Here is a 19565-nt window from a genome sequence, read left to right as displayed (position 1 = left end):
GGTGCGAATCGCTCGCACCGAGGCGGCCGCGGGGCGTCGCATCCGCGCCTCACCCCGCGGGAGCGGACGGGACCCGGACGCCGCCCGCGCGGGCGGGCGGGGGTCAGAAGCTGCGCGACAGGATCATCCATACCGACGGTCCCGGCTCCTCGATCGCGTGGCGGCCCACGCCCAGCTCCGCCGCCGCGGCGGCGTCGGGGCCCAGGCCGCTGAGCCGCGCGCCGGCCCGCCACGCCGCGGCCTGAAGGTCGCCGTCGGCGGGCTCGGCCAGGGTGGCGGCGGCGAAAAGCTCGGCCTGGGCGGCCGGTCCGGCGGCGGGGGCGGCGCGCGCGAGCGTCAGCGCGGCGGTGGTCGACCGCTCCTGCACGGCGCCCCGGTTCCAGCCGGCGCGGGCGACGGCGTGGGCGGCCTCGGCCCGCATCCGGGCGCGGCGGGTGAGCTGGGCCTCGGCGGCGAGGCGCAGCTCGGCGCGGGCGGAGCGGTCGCCGGCCTCGGCCGCGCGGGCCTCGGCGCCGGCGCCGAACTCCACGGCCGCGGCGTCGCGGCCGGGGCCCAGCGCCACGCGCTGGGTGAGGGAGGCGCGCAACGCCTGCCAGTCGGCGCCGAGGTCGGCGGCGATCTCTCCGCTGGCGCGCATCGCGTCGGCGGCGGCCTCACCGCCCAGGGCGGCGACGGCGCGGGCGGGGGCGTCCTCCCAGTTCATCAGCTCGAACCGGGCGAAGCGGGCGTAGGCGGCCTCCTCGCCGCGCAGGCGCTCGGTCACCTCCAGGCGGGCGACGCTCCAGGCGCGGTCGGCAGGGGCGGCGGTCATCCGGGCGGCGACGCGGGGGCCGGCGAGGTCGAACAGCGCCGGCGGCGGGGCCGCGAGGGGGCGGTCCTCTCCGGGCAGGCCCATGTCGATGTCGAAGGCCATGGACCATTCGCGGCGCGGGCCGCAGCGGGCGGCGACGTCGGCCTCCGCGTCCTCGAAGGCGCCGGGCGCGAGACGGGAGCGCTGCGGCTCGACCCGGGTCAGCTCCGAGCGGGCGGCGGCGCAGTCCCCGGCCATGGCCGCGGCGCGGGCGAGCGCGAGGCGCGGGCGCGGCAGGTCGGGGCGCCGCTCGGCCAGCGCGCGGAAGGTGGCGGCGGCCTGGGCCCAGCGGCGGGCGAGCATGGCGGCGCGGCCGCTCTGGAAGCCCTGGTCCCAGGCGGCGTCCGAGGGGATCGGAGCGGCGGCGACCGAGAGCGCGGCGGGCGCGGCCGGAGCCGCGCGGGCGCGCATCGTCTCGGCCCGGGCGGGGACGCGGAGCGAGCCGTCGGGCGCCGCGCGCCAGCCGCGCAGGCCCGGCGCGGGGGCGCGGGTCAGCGCGCCCAGCCCGTCGAGCCAGGCGGCCTCCTCATCGAGGGGCAGCGCGGCGGAGGGGCGCGGATCGGGGAGGGCCATGACCGGCCGGGCGGGCGGTTCGGGCGCGCGCAGGGGCGCGGCCGCCGCGGCGGCCGAGGCCAGGAGGATCAGGAGCGCGCCCAGCGGCGCCGTGCCTGTCGTCAGAGCCGTCATCCGGCGTCCTCCGCGTCGTTCGGAATCCGCCCCCCGGGAGCTACCTTGCCGGAGGTCGGTTGGCGCCGCAATCCCGCCGCAATTGCGGCCGGCGCATTTCCGACGCGCCGCGTCGGTCTGCCGCAGCCGCGCAAAGCCTTGATTTCGGGATGCGATTCCGACGTTCGGAGATCATTCAGGAATGCGAAACGACGCGCGCGGAGCCCGAGCGAGGCGCCCGGAACGCAGAACGCCGCGGGCGGGGCCCGCGGCGTTCGGATGTCAGGTTCGGCGTCCGGGCGGACGGCCCGGGCTTCAGGCCTTCCTGAGGACCCGGCGGCCCAGCAGCTCGGCGATCTGGACGGCGTTCAGGGCGGCGCCCTTGCGCAGGTTGTCCGAGACGCACCAGAAGTTCAGGCCGTTCTCGATCGTGCCGTCCTGGCGGATGCGCGAGATGTAGGTCGCGTATTCGCCCACGCACTCGATCGGGGTGACGTAGCCGCCGGCCTCGCGCTTGTCGACGACCATGATCCCGGGCGCCTCGCGCAGCAGCTCGCGCGCCTCGTCCTCGTCCAGGAACTCCTCGGTCTCGATGTTGATCGACTCCGAGTGGCCGACGAAGACCGGGACGCGCACGCAGGTGGCGGTCACCTTGATCTTCGGATCGACGATCTTCTTGGTCTCGGCGACCATCTTCCACTCTTCCTTCGTCGAGCCGTCGTCCATGAAGACGTCGATGTGGGGAATGACGTTGAAGGCGATCTGCTTGGGATAGACCGAGGGCGCGACCTCCTGGCCGGGGACGTAGAGGCCCTTGGTCTGGTTCCACAGCTCGTCCATCGCCTCCTTCCCCGAGCCCGAGACGGACTGGTAGGTCGAGACGACGACGCGCTTGATCGTGGCGCGGTCATGAAGCGGCTTCAGCGCCACCACCATCTGCGCGGTCGAGCAGTTGGGGTTGGCGATGATGTTCTTCTTGGAATAGCCCTCGATCGCGTCGGGGTTAACCTCGGGCACGATCAGGGGGACGTCGGGGTCGTAACGGTAGAGCGACGAGTTGTCGATCACCACGCAGCCCGCCGCCGCCGCCTTGGGCGCGTAGACCTTGGTGGCGTCCGAGCCGATGGCGAACAGCGCCATGTCCCAGCCGGTGAAGTCGAAAGTGTCGAGGTCCTTGGTCTTGAGAGTCTTGTCGCCGAACGAGCACTCGGTCCCCAGCGATTTGCGGGAAGCCAGAGCGACGATCTCGTCGACGGGGAATTCCCGCTCGGCGAGGATGTTCAGCATTTCGCGGCCCACATTGCCCGTGGCGCCGACGACGGCGACTCGGTAGCCCATAAGATCCAGCCCTTCCGGCTTCCATTGACAGAGGCGGGCATTTAGCGCGGACCGGACGGAAAGGGAAGGTTTCGCGGCGGAATCGCGCAGCGCGATACGCGATGCGGGCGATCACGCGAGAGCGCGGAAGCCTGGCGAACCAAGGGGGAGGGACGATCGCGATCGACGAGAGGCGGCGACTCGCGCGGGGTCGGCGCAGGCCTTCAGGTCAGCCCCGCCGGCGGCTGGGGACCTGGGCCAGGCCGGCCCCGACGGGACCGGCCGCCTCGCCTCGCGCCGCCGGCGGCGCAGGGCGCATCAGTCGCAGATCTCGAACATCTTGGTGATCGAGACCCAGGAGTTCTTCAGCGAGAACTCGGACGCGACGCCCTTGTGGCCCTTGACGTTGATCTTCACGTCGTAGGCGCGCTTCATCCACTCGGTCAGCTCAGACTTGGGGCCGAACGGGTCGGTGTAGAAGCCGTCGGGATCCCAGCTGAGCGTGCGCGAGATCTTGTTGCGGCCCTTGTCGAAGTTGAACACGACGTCGATCGAGCCGCCCTGGATCGCGCCGCGGTCGGCTGCGGGCAGCACGTAGACCAGGTAGCCCTTGCGGTCGGTCTTGTTGCAGACCACGGCGAAGCGCCCCTCGCCCTTCGAGGTCACCTGGGCGATGGCGCCCCGGTTGATCTTGTGGGCCGTCCAGACGTCGCGGCGCGCGTCGGGAAGGTTCACCGCCCAGGCCGGCGCCACCGCCGAAACCGCCATAATCCCCGCGAGCACCGTCGCGGCCAGACGCTTCGTCATGCGAGCCGTCTCCTTCATGCATTCGACTTTGCGGACCATACATCGCTTGGACGCGAAACCAAGCGCATCCGGCGGTCCGCGGCGCCGGTCTTCGTTCGATTTGAACGGTCGGCGCGGGCGGCGCCGTCGGCCGCCGCGTGCACGAAATCGTGCGCGAAATGGCGCCAGGCGCCTGCCGCCGCATACGAAAGCCGCGCACGAAAAGGGCCGCGCACGACTGGCGTGCGCGGCCCGGATCTTGCGGCGTCGGATCAGGCGATCCGGGCGCCGAGGCGCTCTCGTCCGGGGCTCAGCAGCCCGCGAACATCGCCTCGATCGACCGCCAGGAGTCCTTGAGCGTGAAGTCGCTCTCGACGCCCGGGTGGTCCTTCACGTTGATGCGCACGTCGTAGTAGCGCTTCATCGCCTCGGCGAGCGAGGAGTTCGGGCCGAACGGATCGGTCCAGTACTGGCCGGCCTCGTTCCAGGTCATCGTGCGCTCGATCTTCTCGGTCCCGTCGAAGGTGAACACGACATCGAGCTTGTCGCCGTCGGCGCGGACCTCGTCACGGGCGGCGGCGGGCGTGCGGTAGAAGACGGCGCCCTTCTTGTCGCCGGGGGTGCAGTAGACCGCGAAGCGGCCCTCGCCCTTGGCGTTGATCTGCGCGAGGTGGCCCTCGGTGATCGTGTGGGCGGTCCAGTGCTCCTTGCTCGCGTCGGGCAGGCCCACGCCGGCCACGGCGGGAACGGCGACGGCGCCCGCGGCGAGCGCGGCGGCGATGCCCAGGGCGAAGCGGTTCGGGCGGGTCATGTGGTACCTCCTGTTCCTTTGGCGCGGCAGGCGCGATCGCTCGCGGCCCGCTGCGCCGGTATGCAGAGATTTGCAACCGATCGTGGCGCCTTCGCGTCAGCTTGCGGCGGTTTTCCGGGCCATTTCGCGCCGGTTTCTGGAGGCGCGCGCCGGCGCCGCTCCGGCCCGCGGGCCGGCGACGGGGCCGGTTTTCCAATCGGCGCCAACCGCTTCCAGCCGCGGGCCAGGGCTTCCAAAGATGCCGACCGGCCGCGGTTGAGGGGCGGCCCCCGCGCCCGCTAGCTGGGCGGCGGGAGGCGTCGCATGGGGCGGCGTCGCCGGGGGCCCGTCGTTGGGGCGACGGGCGGGGGGAAGAACCATGACCATGCTCGCCAGAACCGCCGCCGCAGCCGTCGCGGCCGGCGCCGCCGTCCTGCTGTTCGCCGGGAAGGCCGCCGCCTTCTCGGTGCTGGTCGTGGACGGGATGAGCACGAGCGCCTCGTCCTCGGTCACGCGCGACATCGTCTACCAGCTCAAGACCCTGCAGGCCGAGGCCGGGAACACGGTGACGGTGGCGGACGCGACGCCGATGGACCTGAGCGCCTACGACCAGGTCTGGGACGTGCGCTATTCCGCCGTCGGCTCCCTGACCGGGGCGGAGCGGGCGGCCTACCTGGACCTGCTCGACGCGGGCAAGGGCCTGTTCCTGGTCGGCGAGAACGCGAGCTTCGCCGACCGCAACGCGGCCGTGCTGTCGCTGGTGGCCGACGCCGGGGGCGGCGCGCTGGGCACGCGCTACGTCTCCGACGTCCAGAGCGTGGAGGCGCCCTTCGACGGGCCCGCCGCGGTCGGGACGATCGAGTATCTCAGCCCCAACGGCCTGACCTCGGCCGGGAGCGGCCGGTGGATCACCCGGGCGGGCGCGAGCGGCACGGGGGTCGCCTGGGGCTCGGGCGCGCTGAGCGGCGGGCGCGGGACGCTGGCGGTGATGATGGACGCGAACGTGCTGCAATGGGGCCGGGGCGCGGAGGCGGAGGCCCTGGTGCGCAACCTGATCGGGTTCATGGACGCCTCGGTGACCCGGGGAACCGCCCCCGTGCCCCTGCCCGCGCCGGCGCTGATGCTGGGGCTGGGCCTCGCGTCGCTGGCCGGCTTCCGGCTTCGCCCCCGCCTCCGTCGCAGGGGTTGAGGCGGGGCGCCGCCGCGTCGCCGGCCCGGCCCTGCGAGAGACCGTTTCGCGCCGCCGCGCGGCAGGCTAGAACGGGGGCATGAGCAGTCTCTTCGACGCCCCCGACCCGCCCTCCGATCCCGCCTCCGGCCCCGGAAACCTGCCCGAGCTGTCGGTCTCCGAGCTCTCGGGCGCGGTGCGCCGGGTGGTGGAGGGGGAGTTCGGGCGCGTGCGCGTGCGCGGCGAGGTGGGGCGCGTGTCGCGGCCCCGCTCGGGGCATGTCTATCTCGACCTGAAGGACGACCGGGCGGTGCTCGCCTCGGTGATCTGGAAGGGGCAGGTGGGCAAGCTCTCGGTGCAGCCGACCGAGGGGGACGAGGTGGTGGCCACGGGCCGGCTGACCACCTTCCCCGGCCAGTCGCGCTACCAGCTGGTGATCGAGGAGATGAGCCTCGCCGGCATGGGCGCCCTGCTGGCGCGGTTGGAGCGGCTGAAGGCGGCGCTGGCCGAGGAGGGCCTGTTCGCGGCCGAGCGCAAGAAGCCCCTGCCCTACCTGCCCGAGGTGATCGGGGTGGTGACCAGCCCCTCGGGCGCGGTGATCCGGGACATCCTGCACCGGCTGGCGGACCGGTTCCCGCGCAAGGTGCTGATCTGGCCGGTCGCGGTGCAGGGCCAGGCCTGCGCGGGCGAGGTGGCGCGCGCCATCCGCGGCTTCAACGCGCTGGCGCCGGGGGGCCGCGTGCCCCGGCCGGACGTGCTGATCGTGGCCCGCGGCGGCGGCTCTGTCGAGGATCTGTGGGGCTTCAACGAGGAGGCGGTGGTGCGCGCCGCCGCCGACAGCGCGATCCCGCTGATCTCGGCGGTGGGGCACGAGACGGACACCACGCTGATCGACTTCGCCTCCGACCGCCGGGCGCCCACGCCGACCGCGGCCGCGGAGCTGGCGGTGCCGGTGCGGGCCGAGCTGATGGCCGCCCTCGCGGGGCTGGAGGAGCGTCGCGTGCGCGCCGCCGCCCGCGGCCTCGCCGACCGGCGGGAGCGTCTGCGCGCGCTCGCCCGGGTGCTGCCCCGCCCCGAGGCGCTGCTGGCCGAGCGCGCCCAGCGGCTGGATCTCGCGGCCGAGCGTCTGCCGCGCGCGTTGGTGGCCGGGGTGCAGGGGCGGCGCGCGGCGCTCGGCTCGGGCCGCGGCGGGCGGTTCGGACCGGCGCTGCTGCGGATGCTGGTGGCGCGCAAGCGCGACCGGCTGGACGGCCTGCGCCTGCGCCCCGCGCCGCTGCGCGCCGAGATCGGCCGGCGGCGGGAGCGCCTGGGCGCGCTGGCCGCCCGGCTCGACCGCGCCGGCGGCCTCGCGATCTCGCGGGAGCGGGAGCGGTGGGACCGCACCCAGCGCCTGCTCGAGAGCCTGAGCTACAAGCAGACGCTCGCGCGCGGCTACGCGGTGGTGCGCCTCGACGGCGCGCCCGTCGGCCGCTCCGCCGCCCTGCCCGAGGGCGCCGCCGTGGAGATCGAGTTCGCCGACGCCCGCCGCGCCGCCGCGCTGGATCCCGCCGGCACGCCTGCAGGCGGAGCCTCCCCGCCCGAGGCCGAGCCCCCCGCGCCGAAAGCCGCGAAGCCCCCGGCGAAGCCGAAGACGCCCCCCACCTCTCCCTCGGAGGCGCCCGCCAAACGCCCGCCCAAGCAGGGCGACCTCTTCGGCTGAGGCGCCCACGGCGCGACGCCCGGGGTCCGCGCGAAGCGCCTGTTCTTCGGAGCCGTCTCTCGCTGATGCCGTGAAGAGCGACTCGCCCGCCGGGGTCCAGGATCGCGAAGCGACCCCCGAAGGGGGCTTGTCCTTGACCCCGGCGGGCGAGTCGCTCAGGCATCTTCAGCGAGAGACGGATCCGAAGGACAGGCGCCGCCCCTGTTCTTTGGTGAGTCAGGAGCCCGCCGGAGGCTCCCGGACCGAGCCTACAAAGCCCGCCCCATCGCCTCGGCGAGCAGCCGGTCCGACGCCGCCTCGATCTCCCCCTCCACCTGCGCCATCGCCTGGGAGCGGGTGAGCCCCGCCGGCACGCGATCCAGGAACTCCACGACCGCGAGGCCCGGCCGGCGGGCGATCTCCGCCCGTCCCCAGAACACGCCGGCGTTGGTGGCGGCGAGCGTGATCGGGGTCTCGAGCGTGTCGTAGAGCGCGGCGACGCCGACCTTGTAGGGGGCCTTCGCGCCGGGTTGGACGCGGGTGCCCTGGGGGTAGATGATCAGCTGGCCCGGCGTGCCGTCGGACGAGGTCTCGCGCAGCATGTGACGCACGGCTGCGCCCTTGGCCCCGCGGTCCACCGCCACGCAGCCCAGCTTGCGCGCATACCAGCCCAGCACCGGCGCCCAGAGCAGCGAGCGCTTCATCACGAAGCGCGGCGCCTCGAGCACCCGCACCAGGATGATGATGTCGAGGAAGCTCTGGTGCTTGCAGGCGATCAGCGCCTCGCCCCGGGGGATCTCTCCGCGGACCTCCCAGCGCAGGCCGCAGATCAGGCGGGCGGCGGGGAGCACGATGCGGCAGTAGGTCCGGCAGGACCAGATCGCGGCCTTGCGCGGCGCGATCAGCACCGCGGGGGCGCACAGCAGGCCCATCACCGCCATCAGCGCGTACATGAAGATCACGAAGACCAGCCCGCGCAGGCGGGGCGCCAGGCCGGTCTTCGGCGGCCTCGTCGGCTCTTCGCGCGTCACGTCGGCTCTCCCATCGTCCAGGGTTGCGGTCAGGCGGGCCCGGCGTCGCCGCGCAGCGCGGGGCGCAGGGCGAGGCGGGCGCCCGCCCAGGCGGCGAGCGCCAGGAGCGGCGCGGGCGCGGCGAGCGCCAGCCAGTCCCAGCCGGCGGGCGCGATCGGCAGGCGAGCGGCGGGCCCCCAGGCGAGCTCGGGCCCCGCGAGGGCGGCGGCGGCGAGGCCCGCGCCCAGCGCGCCGCCCAGGAAGGCGCGCCAGCCGGCGCGGCCGGCCCAGGCGCGGCGAAGCTGGGCGCGCTCGGCCCCCATGCGGCGCAGCAGGCGCTGGTCGTCGCGGGCCCGCGCGGTCCAGGCGCCGGCGATCAGCGCGCAGAGCAGGGCGCCGAGCCCCCCCGCCAGCCCCGCCGCGCCCCAGCCGATGCGGCGCGCGTCGTCGGCGGCCGACTGCAGCGGACCGCGCCAGCCGGAATGGTCGTCGAAGGCCGCGCCCGGCGCCTCCTCGGCCAGGCGCAGGGCGAGCATCCGCGGGTCCGGCCCCGCGCCCGAGAGGCGCACGGCGGCCATCGGCGGCGGCTCGACCGGGGCGGCCTGGCCGGGGCCGAGCCAGGGGGCGAGGAGGGCGCGGCGCTCCGGCGCCTCCAGCACCCGCACCGAGGCGATGCCTGGCGTGGTGTCGAGCACCTCGAGCGCGGCCTTGAAGTCGCGCTCGGCGGCCTCGGGCGGGCCGAAGGCGACGAGGGTGGCGGCCTGGCCGAACTCCGCCGTCCAGGCGCGCGACAGCCGCTCCCCCGCCACGCCGGCGGCGAGGGCGAGGGCGGCGACGAAGGCGCAGAGGAACGCCGCCGCCGGCGCCCCGCCGGAGCGGGGGGCGAGCGGCGGGGCCCCGCGCTCGACCCAGGCGCGGCGGGCGGCGTGGCGCAGGGCGGCCCAGGCGCGGGAGAGGCGGCCGGGGGCGGCGGGCGCGGCCTCGGCGCCGGCTTCGGGCGCGTCGGGATCGGGGGCCGTGCGCTCGGGCTCGGGCTCGGCCGGCTTGGCCTTGGCGGCCTTCCTGCGGCGGGGCGCGGGGGTGGGCGCCGCGTCCTCGGGCGCCGCGACGGGATCGTCGGCGGCGCGGCGACGGCGGCGACGCTTCGCGGGGGCCTGGCCTTCGGCGGGCGGGCTCATCGGCGCCGCTCCGTGAGGGAAGAGACGGGGCGCCTCATGCGGCGGCTCCGGGCGCGAGGCGGCCGTCCTCCAGGCGCCAAAGGCGGGCCTCGACGTGGTGGCGGGCGAGGCGGACGAGCTCCGCGTCGCGGGTGGCGATCACCACCGCCGCGCCATGTTCGGCGAGCGCGGCCAGCATCTCGAGCGCGCGGGCGACGCCGGGACGGTCCTGCGCCTCGGAGGGTTCGTCGGCCAGGATCAGCTCGGGGCCCGCGATGACGGCGCGGGCGAGGGCGGCGCGGCGCCGCTCGCCTTCCGACAGCGCGGCGGGCGGGTCGCCGGCGCGGTCGCCCAGGCCCAGCCAGTCCAGCAGCTCGCGCGCCTGGGCGGCGCGGTCGCGGGGATCGCGGCCCGTGAGGCGCAGGGGGAGGGAGACGTTCTCCCCCAGGGCCAGGTGCTCGAGGAAGCGGGGGCGCTGCTCGGCCGCGCCGATGCGCCGGCGCAGGGCCGGGGCCTCGGGCGCGTCGGGCGCGGGGGCGGGGGCGCCGAAGAGCGACAGGTCGCCGGCCTGGGGGGCGAGCGACAGGGCGGCGAGCGCGAGCAGCGTGGACTTGCCGGCGCCGGTGGCGCCGGTGACGACGTGCAGCTCGCCCGGCGCGACCGACCAGTCGGCGCCGTCCAGCACCGCCCGGCCGCCGCGCGCCACGCGAATTCCGCCGATCTCCAGCGCCGTCATGCCGTCTCCGCGTTCCGGGTCGCGCGCCCGCTCGGGGCAGGCCGCGAGACATTCGCAAATGCGCCCGTCCGGCGCAATGCGGCCCCCCGCCCGGGACGGGCGCCGCTGCGTCGCCCGGGACGGGCGCGAAGCAAGAGGTCGGGACGGGCGCGACGCAGGAGGTCGGGATGGGCGCCAAGCAGGAGATCTGGATGGGCGCAACGCAGGGGATAGGGATGGGCGCGGCCCGATGGCTCCGGATGGACGCCGCCCGGGGGCTCGGCACGGGCGCCGCTGCGTCGGGCGGCGCGCGCGACGCTTGGCCGGCCGCGGCGCCCGCGCTAAGACGTTCGGCAGGCCCTTTCGGCGGTCCGGCCCAGGGACCGCCTCCGTCACGGAGACGCCGACCCATGCGCGTGACCTGCCCGAACTGCTCCGCCGTCTACGAGGCGCCCGACTCCGCGCTCGGCGTGGGGGGGCGTCGGGTGGAGTGCAGCGCCTGCCATCACCAGTGGTTCCAGCCCGGACCGGAGCTGGAGGGGATGGAGAGCGGCGCCTCGACCTTGCCCGGCATGTCCGAGGCGGCGCGGAGCCTGTCGGACCTGTCGGCGCCCGAGCCCGATCCGGCGCCCGCCCCGCCGCCCGAACCCGCCTTCGCCCCCGAGCCGGCCGCCTCCGGCTCGCGCCTGCGCACGGGGGAGGCGCCGCGGCCCGCGCGGCCCGGCGCGCCCCGCCCGGGCGAGACGCGCGACCCCGACTCCCGCCCCCGCCGCCCCGCCGCCATCGACGCCGAGCGCCTGTCGGCGGAGCTGCGCGCGGCCGAGGCGGAGGAGGAGCGCGGCTCGGGCGGCGGCGCGGGCTACGCGGCGGGCTTCGTGCTGGCGCTGATCGTCTGCGGCCTGCTGGCCTTCGCCTACGTGGAGAAGGAGGCGGTCGCCGGCATGGCGCCCGAGGCCGCGCCCTATCTCGACGCCTGGTCCGACGCCGTGGACAAGGCGCGCCTGCGCATCGAGGGCGTCGCCGAGATCGCCAAGCAGAAGATCGCCGAGCTGACCGGCTGATCGCGCGGCGGGGCCCGCGCGGCCCCGCCTCCCGCGCCCCCGGTTCCGTCGCGAATTCGCGCGCGCCGCGTCCGGCGCCGCGCTAGACTGCGTGCCATGCCCGCCGCCGCTCCGACTTCGACGCCCGCGCTGTGCCGCGACTGCGGCGCGACCTTCGAGGTCGCGGCGGGCGCGCGGCCGCGCTGCCCGCTCTGCCGCAGCCCGCGGGCGCTGGCGCATCCGGAGCTGCACGCGCTGTCGATCGCGCACCTGGACTGCGACGCCTTCTACGCCAGCGTCGAGAAGCGCGACGACCCAGGCCTGCGCGACGTGCCGCTGATCATCGGGGGCGGGCGGCGGGGCGTGGTCTCGACTGCGTGCTACATCGCGCGCACCCGGGGCGTGCGCTCGGCCATGCCGATGTTCAAGGCGCTGAAGCTGTGCCCCGAGGCGGTGGTGCTGAAGCCGCGGATGGAGCACTACGCCGAGGTCAGCCGCCAGATCCGGGCGCTGATGGACGAGCTGACCCCCCTGATCGAGCCGCTGTCGCTGGACGAGGCCTTCCTCGACCTCGGCGGCACCCACCGCCTGCACGGGATGTCGCCGGCCGCGGCCATGGCCCGGCTGATCCGGCGCATCGAGACGGAAGTGGGCGTCTCGGCCTCGGTGGGGCTGAGCCACAACAAGTTCCTGGCCAAGATCGCCTCGGATCTCGACAAGCCGCGGGGCTTCTCGATCATCGGGCGGGCGGAGACGGAGGCCTTCCTGATCGACAAGCCGATCCGCATCATCTGGGGGATCGGCGAGGCCTCGGCCGCGAAGTTGGAGGCGGAGGGGCTGCGCACCCTGCGCGACATCCTGCGTGCGGACCCCGACCGGATCGCGGCGCGCCACGGGGCGATGGGGGCGCGGCTGCTGAAGCTGGCGCGCGGGCAGGACGACCGGCGGGTGGCCTCGGACGCGGGGCTGAAGTCGATCTCCAACGAGACGACGTTCGAGACGGACGTGTCGGACGTGGACCTGCTGGACGGGCACCTGTGGCGGATGGCCGAGAAGGCGGCGGGCCGCGCGAAGGCCAAGGGGCTGGCGGGGCGCACGGTGACGCTGAAGCTCAAGCGCGCCGACTTCCGCCTGATCACCCGGCGCACCACCCCGCCCGAACCGGTGCAGCTGGCCGACCGGCTCTACCGGATCGCCCGACCTATGCTGCAGCGCGAAATGGGATCGGCCCCGTTCCGGCTGCTGGGGGTGGGGATTTCGGACCTGGCGCCCGAATCCGAGGCGGAGCGGAGCGGCGACCTGCTCGATCCCGACGCAGGCCGGCGGAGCGCGGCTGAGAAAGCGGCGGATTCGATCCGGGCTCGCTTCGGGAAAGGGGCGATTCTGAAGGGGCGCTCGCTTCGGTGACGCAGCGTAACTAAACCAGAGGCTTAGCAGATGCGGCGACAGCGCTGTCATCGGCGGGCCGGGGCCGCGGAAATTAATCTTTCGTACAAGTAATTTAACCGCCTTATCAGGGGGTTGCGCGGCAGGATGACGCTTTCCCAAAGGTCATCGTTGAAATTGCTGCAGCGCACATATAGCTTGAAATCCGTGGCGTCTGACGTCACCGCCCTTCTGGGCGTTTCCTCCCTAGACTTGGGCCGAGTTCGTCTCGGCCCTTTTTTTTGCGCGATCAAGATGTTGACGCTTACGTAAGCGATCTTGATCGACCGATTTCCGCAACTGTTCCACCGCAGAACAATCGCCGCGACGCGAATCACCGGGCCGCCCGGCGACGCGATTCGGCGGCGGCTGCGGGGCTTATTCGGCGGCGAGCGCGGTCGAGGGCGGCTCGAGCGCGCAGAGCGCGGCCACCACCGGGCGCAGGGCGGTGCGCACCGCCTCGAATCCAGGGCCGGGGGCGACGCGGGCCTCGTCGAGGTAGAGGGCGCGGTCGATCTCGATCTGGATGGCGTGCACCCCGCGGCCGGGGCGGCCGTAGCGCTGGGTGATGTAGCCGCCCGCGAAGGGGGAGTTGCGCGCCACCGCGAAGCCGGCCTCGCGGAAGGCGGCCTCGACCTGCTCGGTCGCCCAGGGCGCGCAGGAGACGCCGAAGCGGTCGCCCAGGATCACCTCCGGCCGGCGGCCCTTCACCCGGGGGGCGGCGCGCAGCGCGTCGGAGGGCATCGAGTGGCAGTCGATCAGGATCGCGTGGCCGTGCCGGGCGCGCGCGTCCTCGCACAGGTCCTGGAGGGCGGCATGGTAGGGGCGCCAGCAGCGGCGAAGCCGGTCCTGCGCCTCGGCCTGCGAAAGCTTGCCGGTGTAGATCGCCACCCCCTCGGCCACCACCCGGGGGATCACCCCCAGCCCTGCGGCGAGGCGCGGGTTCAGCCCGGCGGGGCGCACGCCCTGGATCAGGGCGGGGTCCAGCTCCTCCGGTCCGCGGTTGAGGTCGACGTAGGCGCGCGGCGCCAGGGCGTGGATCAGGGGCGAGCCGTGATCGGGGACCGTGGCGAACAGCGCCTCGACATGGGCGTCCTCGGAGCGGCGCAGGTCATGGGCGCTGAGACGGGAGGCGCGCAGCAGATCCTCGGGGTAGGCCCGCCCGGAATGGGGCGAGGAAAACACCACCGCCGTGGTCGCTCCGCCCCGGGGACTCTCGACGCGGTAGCTGTCGGAGATGGAATGGATCTGCGCCGTCATGAATACGAGTATAGCGTAGGCCGCGAGCCTGAACAGCCGGCTTCGCCTCACGCTTCGGAGACGAATTCCGGTCGGCGGGACATGGGGGAACCGGCGCGGAGAGGCAAGGCCCGGCGATCAGATCGGCGCGGCGGTCGGGTCGTAGCGATAGACCCAGTCGTTCAGCCCCTGCGCGAGGTCGGGCGCCGCGCGGGCGAAGGTTCCCAGCGCCAGCGCCTTCACCCATTGCTCGGGCGCGATGCGGGCGTGGAAGCGCCGGCCGTTGCGCGCCGCGGCCTTCTGCAGGCGCGTGGCGCGGGGTTTTCGGGCGCGCTCCCAGGCCTCGAGCCCGGCCGTCGGCTCGAAGGTCGAGAGGGCGCGGGCGAGCACCACCGCATCCTCCAGCGCCATCGCCGCGCCCTGGGCGAGGAAGGGCAGCGTGGGGTGGGCCGCGTCGCCCACCAGCGCCACGCGCCCCTGCGACCAGCGGCGCAGGGGGCGATGGCCGAAGAGGCCCCAGCGGAAGGTCTCGGGCACGGCGGCGAGCATGGTGTCCACCTCCTCGCCCCAGTCCGCGAAGCTGGCGCGCAGGGCGGCGGGGTCGCCGGGGGTGGACCAGCCCTCGGCCGTCCAGCTCTCCTGCTCCTCGACGGCGACGAAGTTCAGCAGGCGCCCCTCGCGCAGCGGGTAGGTCACCAGGTGGCGGCGGGGGCCCATCCAGACCGTGGTGCGGGGGGAGAGGAGGCCGGCGGGCAGCCGCTCTGCCGGGACCAGGCCGCGCCAGGCGACGTGGCCGGCGAAGAGCGGCTTGCTCCCGCCCGGCAGGTTGCCGCGCAGGACCGAGCGGACGCCGTCGGCGCCCAGCACCAGGTCCCCCTCGATCACGCCGGCGTCGGTGTAGACCGCCGCGCCGCCGCGCACGTCGCCCGCCCGCTCGACCCGCTGGCCGAGGCGGATCTCGGCACCCGAGGCGCGGGCCGCCCCCTCCAGCGCGCGCAGCAGGTCGGCGCGGTGCATGTGCAGGTAGGGCGCGCCCCAGCGCGTCTCGGCCGTGCGGCCCAGCGCCATGCGGTAGACCACCCGGCCCGAGCGGTGCAGTCGCAGCTCGGTCGCCTCGGGGCGGGAGGCGGCGGCGCGCGCGGCCTCGCCCGCGCCCATCCAGTCGAGCGCGCGCACCGCGTTGGGCGAGAGCTGGAGGCCGGCGCCGACCTCGGCCAGCGCGGGGGCCTGCTCGACCACGACGGCGAAATGCCCGGCGCGCCCCAGCGCGGCCGCGCAGGCGAGGCCGGCGACCCCGGCGCCGACCACGACGATTTGAAGCCTGCGCGTCATGCGCCGCTCTCCCCCTGCCCGCGCGGCGGGCCCTGTCCGTCCCCTGGCCGGCCCGATGGGCGCGGCGCGTCCCCTGCCCGGCCCAGGCGGTTAGCGACCGGGGCCGGGGTCGTGCGTCGTCGCGCGGCCCTGCGCCCGCGCCGCGCCGGGGCGGAGGCTGCGACGGCTCCGACCCGGCGGGCGCGCGGGACCGCGTCCCCCGGTCCGCCGCGACGGGCGGGCCGGGGGACGCTTCATGCCCCGATCAGGCGCCGGTGAAAACCGGCTTCTGCTTGGCGAGGAAGGCTTTCACGGCGTTGGCGTTGTCCTCGCTGCCCGAGCAGATGCCCTGCAGCGCCGCCTCGTAGGCGTAGCTGTCGTCGAAGCTGTGGTCGTTGGCGGCCGCCAGCACCGACTTGGCGTAGCGCAGGGTGCGCGGCGCGCCCTGGGCGAGTTTCGCCGCCCACTCCATCGCCGTGGCGACGCCCTCGCCCTTGGGGGCCACCTTGTTGGCGAGCCCGGCCTCCAGCGCCTCGGGCGCGGTCAGGCGGCCGGCCTCGACGATCATCTGGTAGGCGCGCTTCTTGCCGATGGCGCGCAGCAGCATCCAGTGGGCGCCGCCGTCGGGGATCAGGCCGATCGCGGCGAAGGCGAGGTAGAGGTAGGCGTCCTCCTCCATCACCGCGAGGTCGGCGGCCATGACCAGCGAGGCGCCGATGCCCGCGCAGGCGCCCTGGGCGGCCACGACCACGGGCTTGGGCCCCTTGGTGATGGCGTCCATCACGGGCTTGTACTCGTTCATCAGGCTCGCCTGGGTGTCGCGGCCGGGCTTGGCGGCCTTCAGGTCGGCGCCGGCGCAGAAGGCGCGCCCCTCGGCCGAGAGCACGATCACCCGCGTCTCGGGGTCGGCATGGGCCGCGGTCAGCGCGGCGGCGAGGTCGCGGCGCAGGTTCGCGTCGAAGGCGTTCAGCGCGTCGGGCCGGTTCAGCGACACCACCGACACGGGGCCGGAGGTCGAGGCGAGCACGGTTTCATAGTCGGACATGGGCGTTTCCTTGTGGCGGCCCGGCTCGTCGGCCGGGCTTGGCGGGAGGCTGACGGGAAAGCGCCCCGGCCGCCCGCAGGCGCGGGCGCGGCGCGCGCGAGTCGGGGGGACGATACAGGCCGGCCGGCCGGCAGAACAATCCCGCGCCGCCGCCCGCGGACGCGACGTCGCGCGGCGGCGGCGCGCCGCGGACTAGCCTGCGGAGCGAGCAAGCGCCCCGGCCCAGCGCGCTTGCGCGTGCGGGAGGCCCGCGGTCATATCGGACCCGACGAGGACGGCCCCCGGGGCCGCGGGCGCGCGGACGGGCCGGGGGAGGCGAGCATGGCGAGGAGCGAGGGACCGGGCGACGGGCCGCGCGACGCGCAGGCGCCCCCCGTCTCCGCCCTGGCGACGACGCTCCCTGCGGCGGGGACGGCCGAGACGCGCATCGACCGCATCATGGCGCAGGAGGCCGCGGCGCGGGCCTTCGTCACCGCCCGCGTGGTGACCGTGGCGCTGGTCGTGCTGGCGCCGCTGGTGCTGCTGGTGGCGGGCTGGCCCGAGGGGCTCTACCACATCTCGCTGATGCCGCTCTTCGCGGGCTCGGTGTGGTCGCAGGCCTACGCCGCCCGGCGCTGGGGACCGGCGAGCTGGCGCAACGGCGCCATCGTCGCCTTCAACTTCGCGCTGATGGCCTTCACCCTCTATTTCCCCAACCCGTTCAACGACCCGCCCCTGCCCGCCTCGGCCATGCTGCACTTCGGGAACACGGGGTATTTCTTCGTGATGCTGGCGGCGCTGGCCTTCAGCTTCTCGCCCGGGCTGGTGCTGTGGGGCGGGGTCTGCGCGACGCTGTTCAGCGCGCTGGCGCGGCTGTGGATGCTGTCCCAGCCCGGCGTGAGCCTGGCGGGGACGGGCGTGGGCGCGGAGCCCGTGGACCAGGCGGCCTACGTCGCGGCGCTGGAGGAGTCGCTCTCGGTCTTCCACATCGATCCGGGCGTGTGGATCCAGGAGGCGGTGGTGTTCATGGTCGTCTCGGGGATGCTGGCGCAGGCGGCGCGGCTGTCGCGGCGCACCGCCCGGCGCGGCGCGGCGCTGGAGCGGCGGGGCGCGAACCTGGCGCGCTATCTCCCCGCCCAGATGGCCGAGCGCATGGCCGAGGCCGACGCCCCCTTCGGGTCCGACCGCCGGGCGGTGGCGGCGATCCTGTTCACTGACGTCGTGGGCTTCACCGGCTGGGCCGAGGATCGGGACCCGGCCGAGGTGGCGGGCCTGCTGCGCGAGGTCCACGGGGTGGTGGCGCAGGAGGTGTTCCGCGCGCGCGGCGTGCTCGACAAGTTCATCGGCGACGGGGCGATGGCGAGCTTCGGCCTCGCCCCCCACGATCCCGACCGGGCGGACCCGGCGGAGCTCGCCGCCCGGGCGCTGGGCTGCGCCGAGGCGATCCTCGCGGGGATCGCGGCGCTGAACGCCCGCCGGGGGGCGGCGGGGCTCGACCCCGTGCGGCTCTCGATCGGGGTGCACCTGGGGCCGGTGGTGGTGGGCGACGTGGGCGCGGAGGGACGCATGGAGCTCGCCACCGTCGGCGACGCGGTGAACGTGGCGAGCCGGATGGAGGCGCTGACCCGCCCGCTGGGCTGCGCCGCCTGCGCCTCGGGCGCGGTGATCGACGCGCTGGGCGCCCCGCCCGCCGGCTGGACCTATGCCGGCGAGCGCGCCCTGCCCGGCCGTCGGGGGGCGGAGCCGACCTGGACGCGCGGCTGAGGGCGGCAGGGCCCGCGGTTGACGCGGCGCTCACGGCATCGCGACTTCCGTATCCGGGCGCAACGGCTAGGCTTGCCCGGTCCCAGCCTCGCGCCAGCGGGAGGAGATCGCATGGCCCCGACCGTCCTCGCCTCTCTCGACGTCCTTCGCCGGCGCCTCGCGCCCGCGGCGCTCGCGCTGGCGGCGCTGGCGGCGCCCGCGGCCGCCTCGGTCTGCCAGTCGGTCGCCGGCATCCTGCCGGGCGCGAGCTACGTGAAGCTCGCCCAGGCGGGGGCGGAGACCGAGGGCGAGGTGACGATCCGCTTCATCGGCCACTCCACCTACCTGATCGAGACCGGCGGCGGCGTCAGCATCGCCACCGACTACAACGGCTGGGCGGGACGCGAGGCGGTGCCCGACGTGGTGACCATGAACCACGCCCACGAGACGCACTGGACCGCCCATCCCGACCCGCGCATCCCCCATGTCTTCCGCGGCTGGCCCGACCCGGGGCAGGAGCGCGCCGAGATCTGGGAGGAGATCGGCGACGTGCTGGTGCGCAACGTGTCCACCGACATCCGCGGCTGGGGCGGGGGGCGGGAGCCGAACGGCAACTCGATCTTCATCTTCGAGGTCGGGCAGCTGTGCATCGGCCACCTGGGTCACCTGCACCATGAGCTCGGCCCCGACCACTACGCCGCGATCGGGCGGCTCGACGTGGTGATGGCGCCGGTGGACGGCGGCGTGACGCTGGGCCTGCCGGAGATGATCGCGCTGCTCAAGCGGGTGCGCGCCTCGGTGGTGCTGCCGATGCATTACTGGGGCTACGCCTCGCTCGACCGCTTCACGGCGGGGATGTCGGACGACTTCCGCATCGTGAACGCGACGGAGATCGGGGAGCTGACGCTGACCCCGCGGACCCTGCCGGCCGAGCCGACGGTGTTCATCCTCGGCCAGGGCGGCGGCTGAGGGCGCCCTCGAACCCCTTTGAATTCGCGCGAGCGGCGGGAACGGGCGAAGTCCCGGGTCGAGCCTGGGGCGCCGCCGGTCCGGCCGGCCCCAATGGCGGGCCCTGCTCAGGCCACGTCCAGCGTCTTGCGGAAGGTGAGGCTGGTGGCGCGGTCGTAGCCGGGGTGGCGGGTCTCTCCGACCTTCACGAAGCCCATGCGGGCGAAGGCGGCGTGGTTGCCGGTCAGCTCGACCCGGGTCTGGAGTTCCAGCGCCGGCAGGCCGCGGGCGCGGGCCAGCGCCTCGGCCGCGCCCATCAGCGCCGCGCCCACGCCCGCGCCCTGCAGGTCCGGGCGCACCGCCAGCTTGCCGACGTAGAGCGCGCCCGGCCGCTCGGCCGCGAAGAGGCAGCCGACGAGGCGCGGGGCGCCGTCCGGGCCGTCGGCGGGGGCGTGGGCGAGCAGCAGCGTCTCCTCCCCCGCCTTCGCCTTCAGGGCGGCGGCGTCCATGCGGCCGAGGGAGGAGGGCGGGTCGATGCGCCCCTCCATGTAGGCGAAGGCCTGGCGGATCAGGTCCAGCAAGCCGTCCCAGTCGTCGAAGGTCGGCGCGACGGGGGCGATGCGTAGTCCGGCGGTCATGCGGGGGCTCGGGTCAGGCGAAGCGCGGCGGGGCGGAGGGCGCCCTGCGGCTCGGGGCTT

The 19565-nt window shown here is 75.3% G+C and carries 17 protein-coding genes; 6 read left to right on the top strand and 11 right to left on the bottom strand.

The features are described from left to right. Window positions 1-103: 103 nt before the first annotated feature. From P2H44_RS13150 to P2H44_RS13135, 4 genes are all read right to left on the bottom strand, one after another. Window positions 104-1537 carry a hypothetical protein gene (locus tag P2H44_RS13150; RefSeq protein ID WP_275764074.1) on the bottom strand — a complete coding sequence of 478 codons (1434 nt, stop codon included), beginning with the start codon at window positions 1535-1537 and terminating at the stop codon, window positions 104-106. 294 nt (window positions 1538-1831) lie between these two features. Beyond that, a complete protein-coding gene (locus tag P2H44_RS13145) occupies window positions 1832-2854 on the bottom strand; it encodes an aspartate-semialdehyde dehydrogenase (protein WP_275764072.1) in 1023 nt (340 codons plus the stop codon). Between the two features lie 297 nt (window positions 2855-3151). Further along, window positions 3152-3640, bottom strand: a complete 489-nt coding sequence (locus tag P2H44_RS13140) for a hypothetical protein (protein WP_275764070.1) — start codon at window positions 3638-3640, stop codon at window positions 3152-3154. Window positions 3641-3929: 289 nt separating this feature from the next. Then, entirely contained in the window at window positions 3930-4430 is a 501-nt protein-coding gene (locus tag P2H44_RS13135) for a hypothetical protein (protein WP_275764068.1), read from the bottom strand. Between the two features lie 358 nt (window positions 4431-4788). Between P2H44_RS13135 and P2H44_RS13130 the strand changes: the two genes are divergently transcribed. Both P2H44_RS13130 and xseA read left to right on the top strand, forming a co-directional pair. After that, window positions 4789-5598 (top strand): hypothetical protein, encoded by an 810-nt coding sequence (locus tag P2H44_RS13130; protein ID WP_275764066.1) that lies wholly within the window; start codon window positions 4789-4791, stop codon window positions 5596-5598. A gap of 79 nt (window positions 5599-5677) precedes the next feature. Next, window positions 5678-7276: an exodeoxyribonuclease VII large subunit gene (gene xseA / locus P2H44_RS13125; protein ID WP_275764063.1), complete on the top strand. Its 1599-nt coding sequence runs from the start codon at window positions 5678-5680 to the stop codon at window positions 7274-7276. Between the two features lie 248 nt (window positions 7277-7524). Here xseA and P2H44_RS13120 read toward each other — a convergent pair whose 3' ends face one another. The 3 genes from P2H44_RS13120 to P2H44_RS13110 are packed head-to-tail and all read right to left on the bottom strand — an operon-like array spanning window position 7525 to window position 10158. Further along, entirely contained in the window at window positions 7525-8286 is a 762-nt protein-coding gene (locus P2H44_RS13120; protein ID WP_275764061.1) for a lysophospholipid acyltransferase family protein, read from the bottom strand. A 29-nt stretch (window positions 8287-8315) separates the two neighbouring features. Then, window positions 8316-9443: an FtsX-like permease family protein gene (locus tag P2H44_RS13115; protein ID WP_275764059.1), complete on the bottom strand. Its 1128-nt coding sequence runs from the start codon at window positions 9441-9443 to the stop codon at window positions 8316-8318. A 34-nt stretch (window positions 9444-9477) separates the two neighbouring features. Next, on the bottom strand, window positions 9478-10158 hold the full coding sequence (locus P2H44_RS13110) for an ATP-binding cassette domain-containing protein (RefSeq protein ID WP_275764057.1): 681 nt from the start codon (window positions 10156-10158) through the stop codon (window positions 9478-9480). Between the two features lie 389 nt (window positions 10159-10547). Here P2H44_RS13110 and P2H44_RS13105 point away from each other — a divergent pair, with 389 nt between their 5' ends. Together P2H44_RS13105 and P2H44_RS13100 are read left to right on the top strand one after the other, a co-directional pair. Then, window positions 10548-11198 (top strand): zinc-ribbon domain-containing protein, encoded by a 651-nt coding sequence (locus P2H44_RS13105; RefSeq protein ID WP_275764055.1) that lies wholly within the window; start codon window positions 10548-10550, stop codon window positions 11196-11198. Between the two features lie 96 nt (window positions 11199-11294). Next, on the top strand, window positions 11295-12584 hold the full coding sequence (locus P2H44_RS13100; protein ID WP_275764053.1) for a DNA polymerase IV: 1290 nt from the start codon (window positions 11295-11297) through the stop codon (window positions 12582-12584). 396 nt (window positions 12585-12980) lie between these two features. Here P2H44_RS13100 and P2H44_RS13095 read toward each other — a convergent pair whose 3' ends face one another. The 3 genes from P2H44_RS13095 to P2H44_RS13085 all read right to left on the bottom strand — a co-directional run bounded on the left by P2H44_RS13095 (window position 12981) and on the right by P2H44_RS13085 (window position 16197). Continuing rightward, complete coding sequence (locus tag P2H44_RS13095) at window positions 12981-13862, bottom strand: N-formylglutamate amidohydrolase (protein WP_275764051.1); 882 nt, start codon at window positions 13860-13862, stop codon at window positions 12981-12983. A gap of 117 nt (window positions 13863-13979) precedes the next feature. Then, window positions 13980-15173 carry an FAD-dependent monooxygenase gene (locus tag P2H44_RS13090; protein WP_275764048.1) on the bottom strand — a complete coding sequence of 398 codons (1194 nt, stop codon included), beginning with the start codon at window positions 15171-15173 and terminating at the stop codon, window positions 13980-13982. Between the two features lie 244 nt (window positions 15174-15417). After that, entirely contained in the window at window positions 15418-16197 is a 780-nt protein-coding gene (locus P2H44_RS13085) for an enoyl-CoA hydratase/isomerase family protein (protein ID WP_275764045.1), read from the bottom strand. 321 nt (window positions 16198-16518) lie between these two features. Between P2H44_RS13085 and P2H44_RS13080 the strand changes: the two genes are divergently transcribed. Beyond that, on the top strand, window positions 16519-17940 hold the full coding sequence (locus P2H44_RS13080; RefSeq protein WP_275764042.1) for an adenylate/guanylate cyclase domain-containing protein: 1422 nt from the start codon (window positions 16519-16521) through the stop codon (window positions 17938-17940). Window positions 17941-18051: 111 nt separating this feature from the next. Beyond that, a complete protein-coding gene (locus P2H44_RS13075; protein WP_275764040.1) occupies window positions 18052-18888 on the top strand; it encodes an MBL fold metallo-hydrolase in 837 nt (278 codons plus the stop codon). 107 nt (window positions 18889-18995) lie between these two features. On the opposite strand, the gene P2H44_RS13070 is transcribed toward P2H44_RS13075, so the two are convergent. Further along, window positions 18996-19505 carry a GNAT family N-acetyltransferase gene (locus tag P2H44_RS13070; RefSeq protein WP_275764038.1) on the bottom strand — a complete coding sequence of 170 codons (510 nt, stop codon included), beginning with the start codon at window positions 19503-19505 and terminating at the stop codon, window positions 18996-18998. Between the last annotated feature and the right edge of the window lie 60 nt (window positions 19506-19565).

It is taken from the genome of Albimonas marina, assembly GCF_029223255.1.
Taxonomy (GTDB): Bacteria; Pseudomonadota; Alphaproteobacteria; order Rhodobacterales; family Rhodobacteraceae; genus Albimonas.
This window is presented reverse-complemented; position numbering and strand designations above follow the sequence as displayed.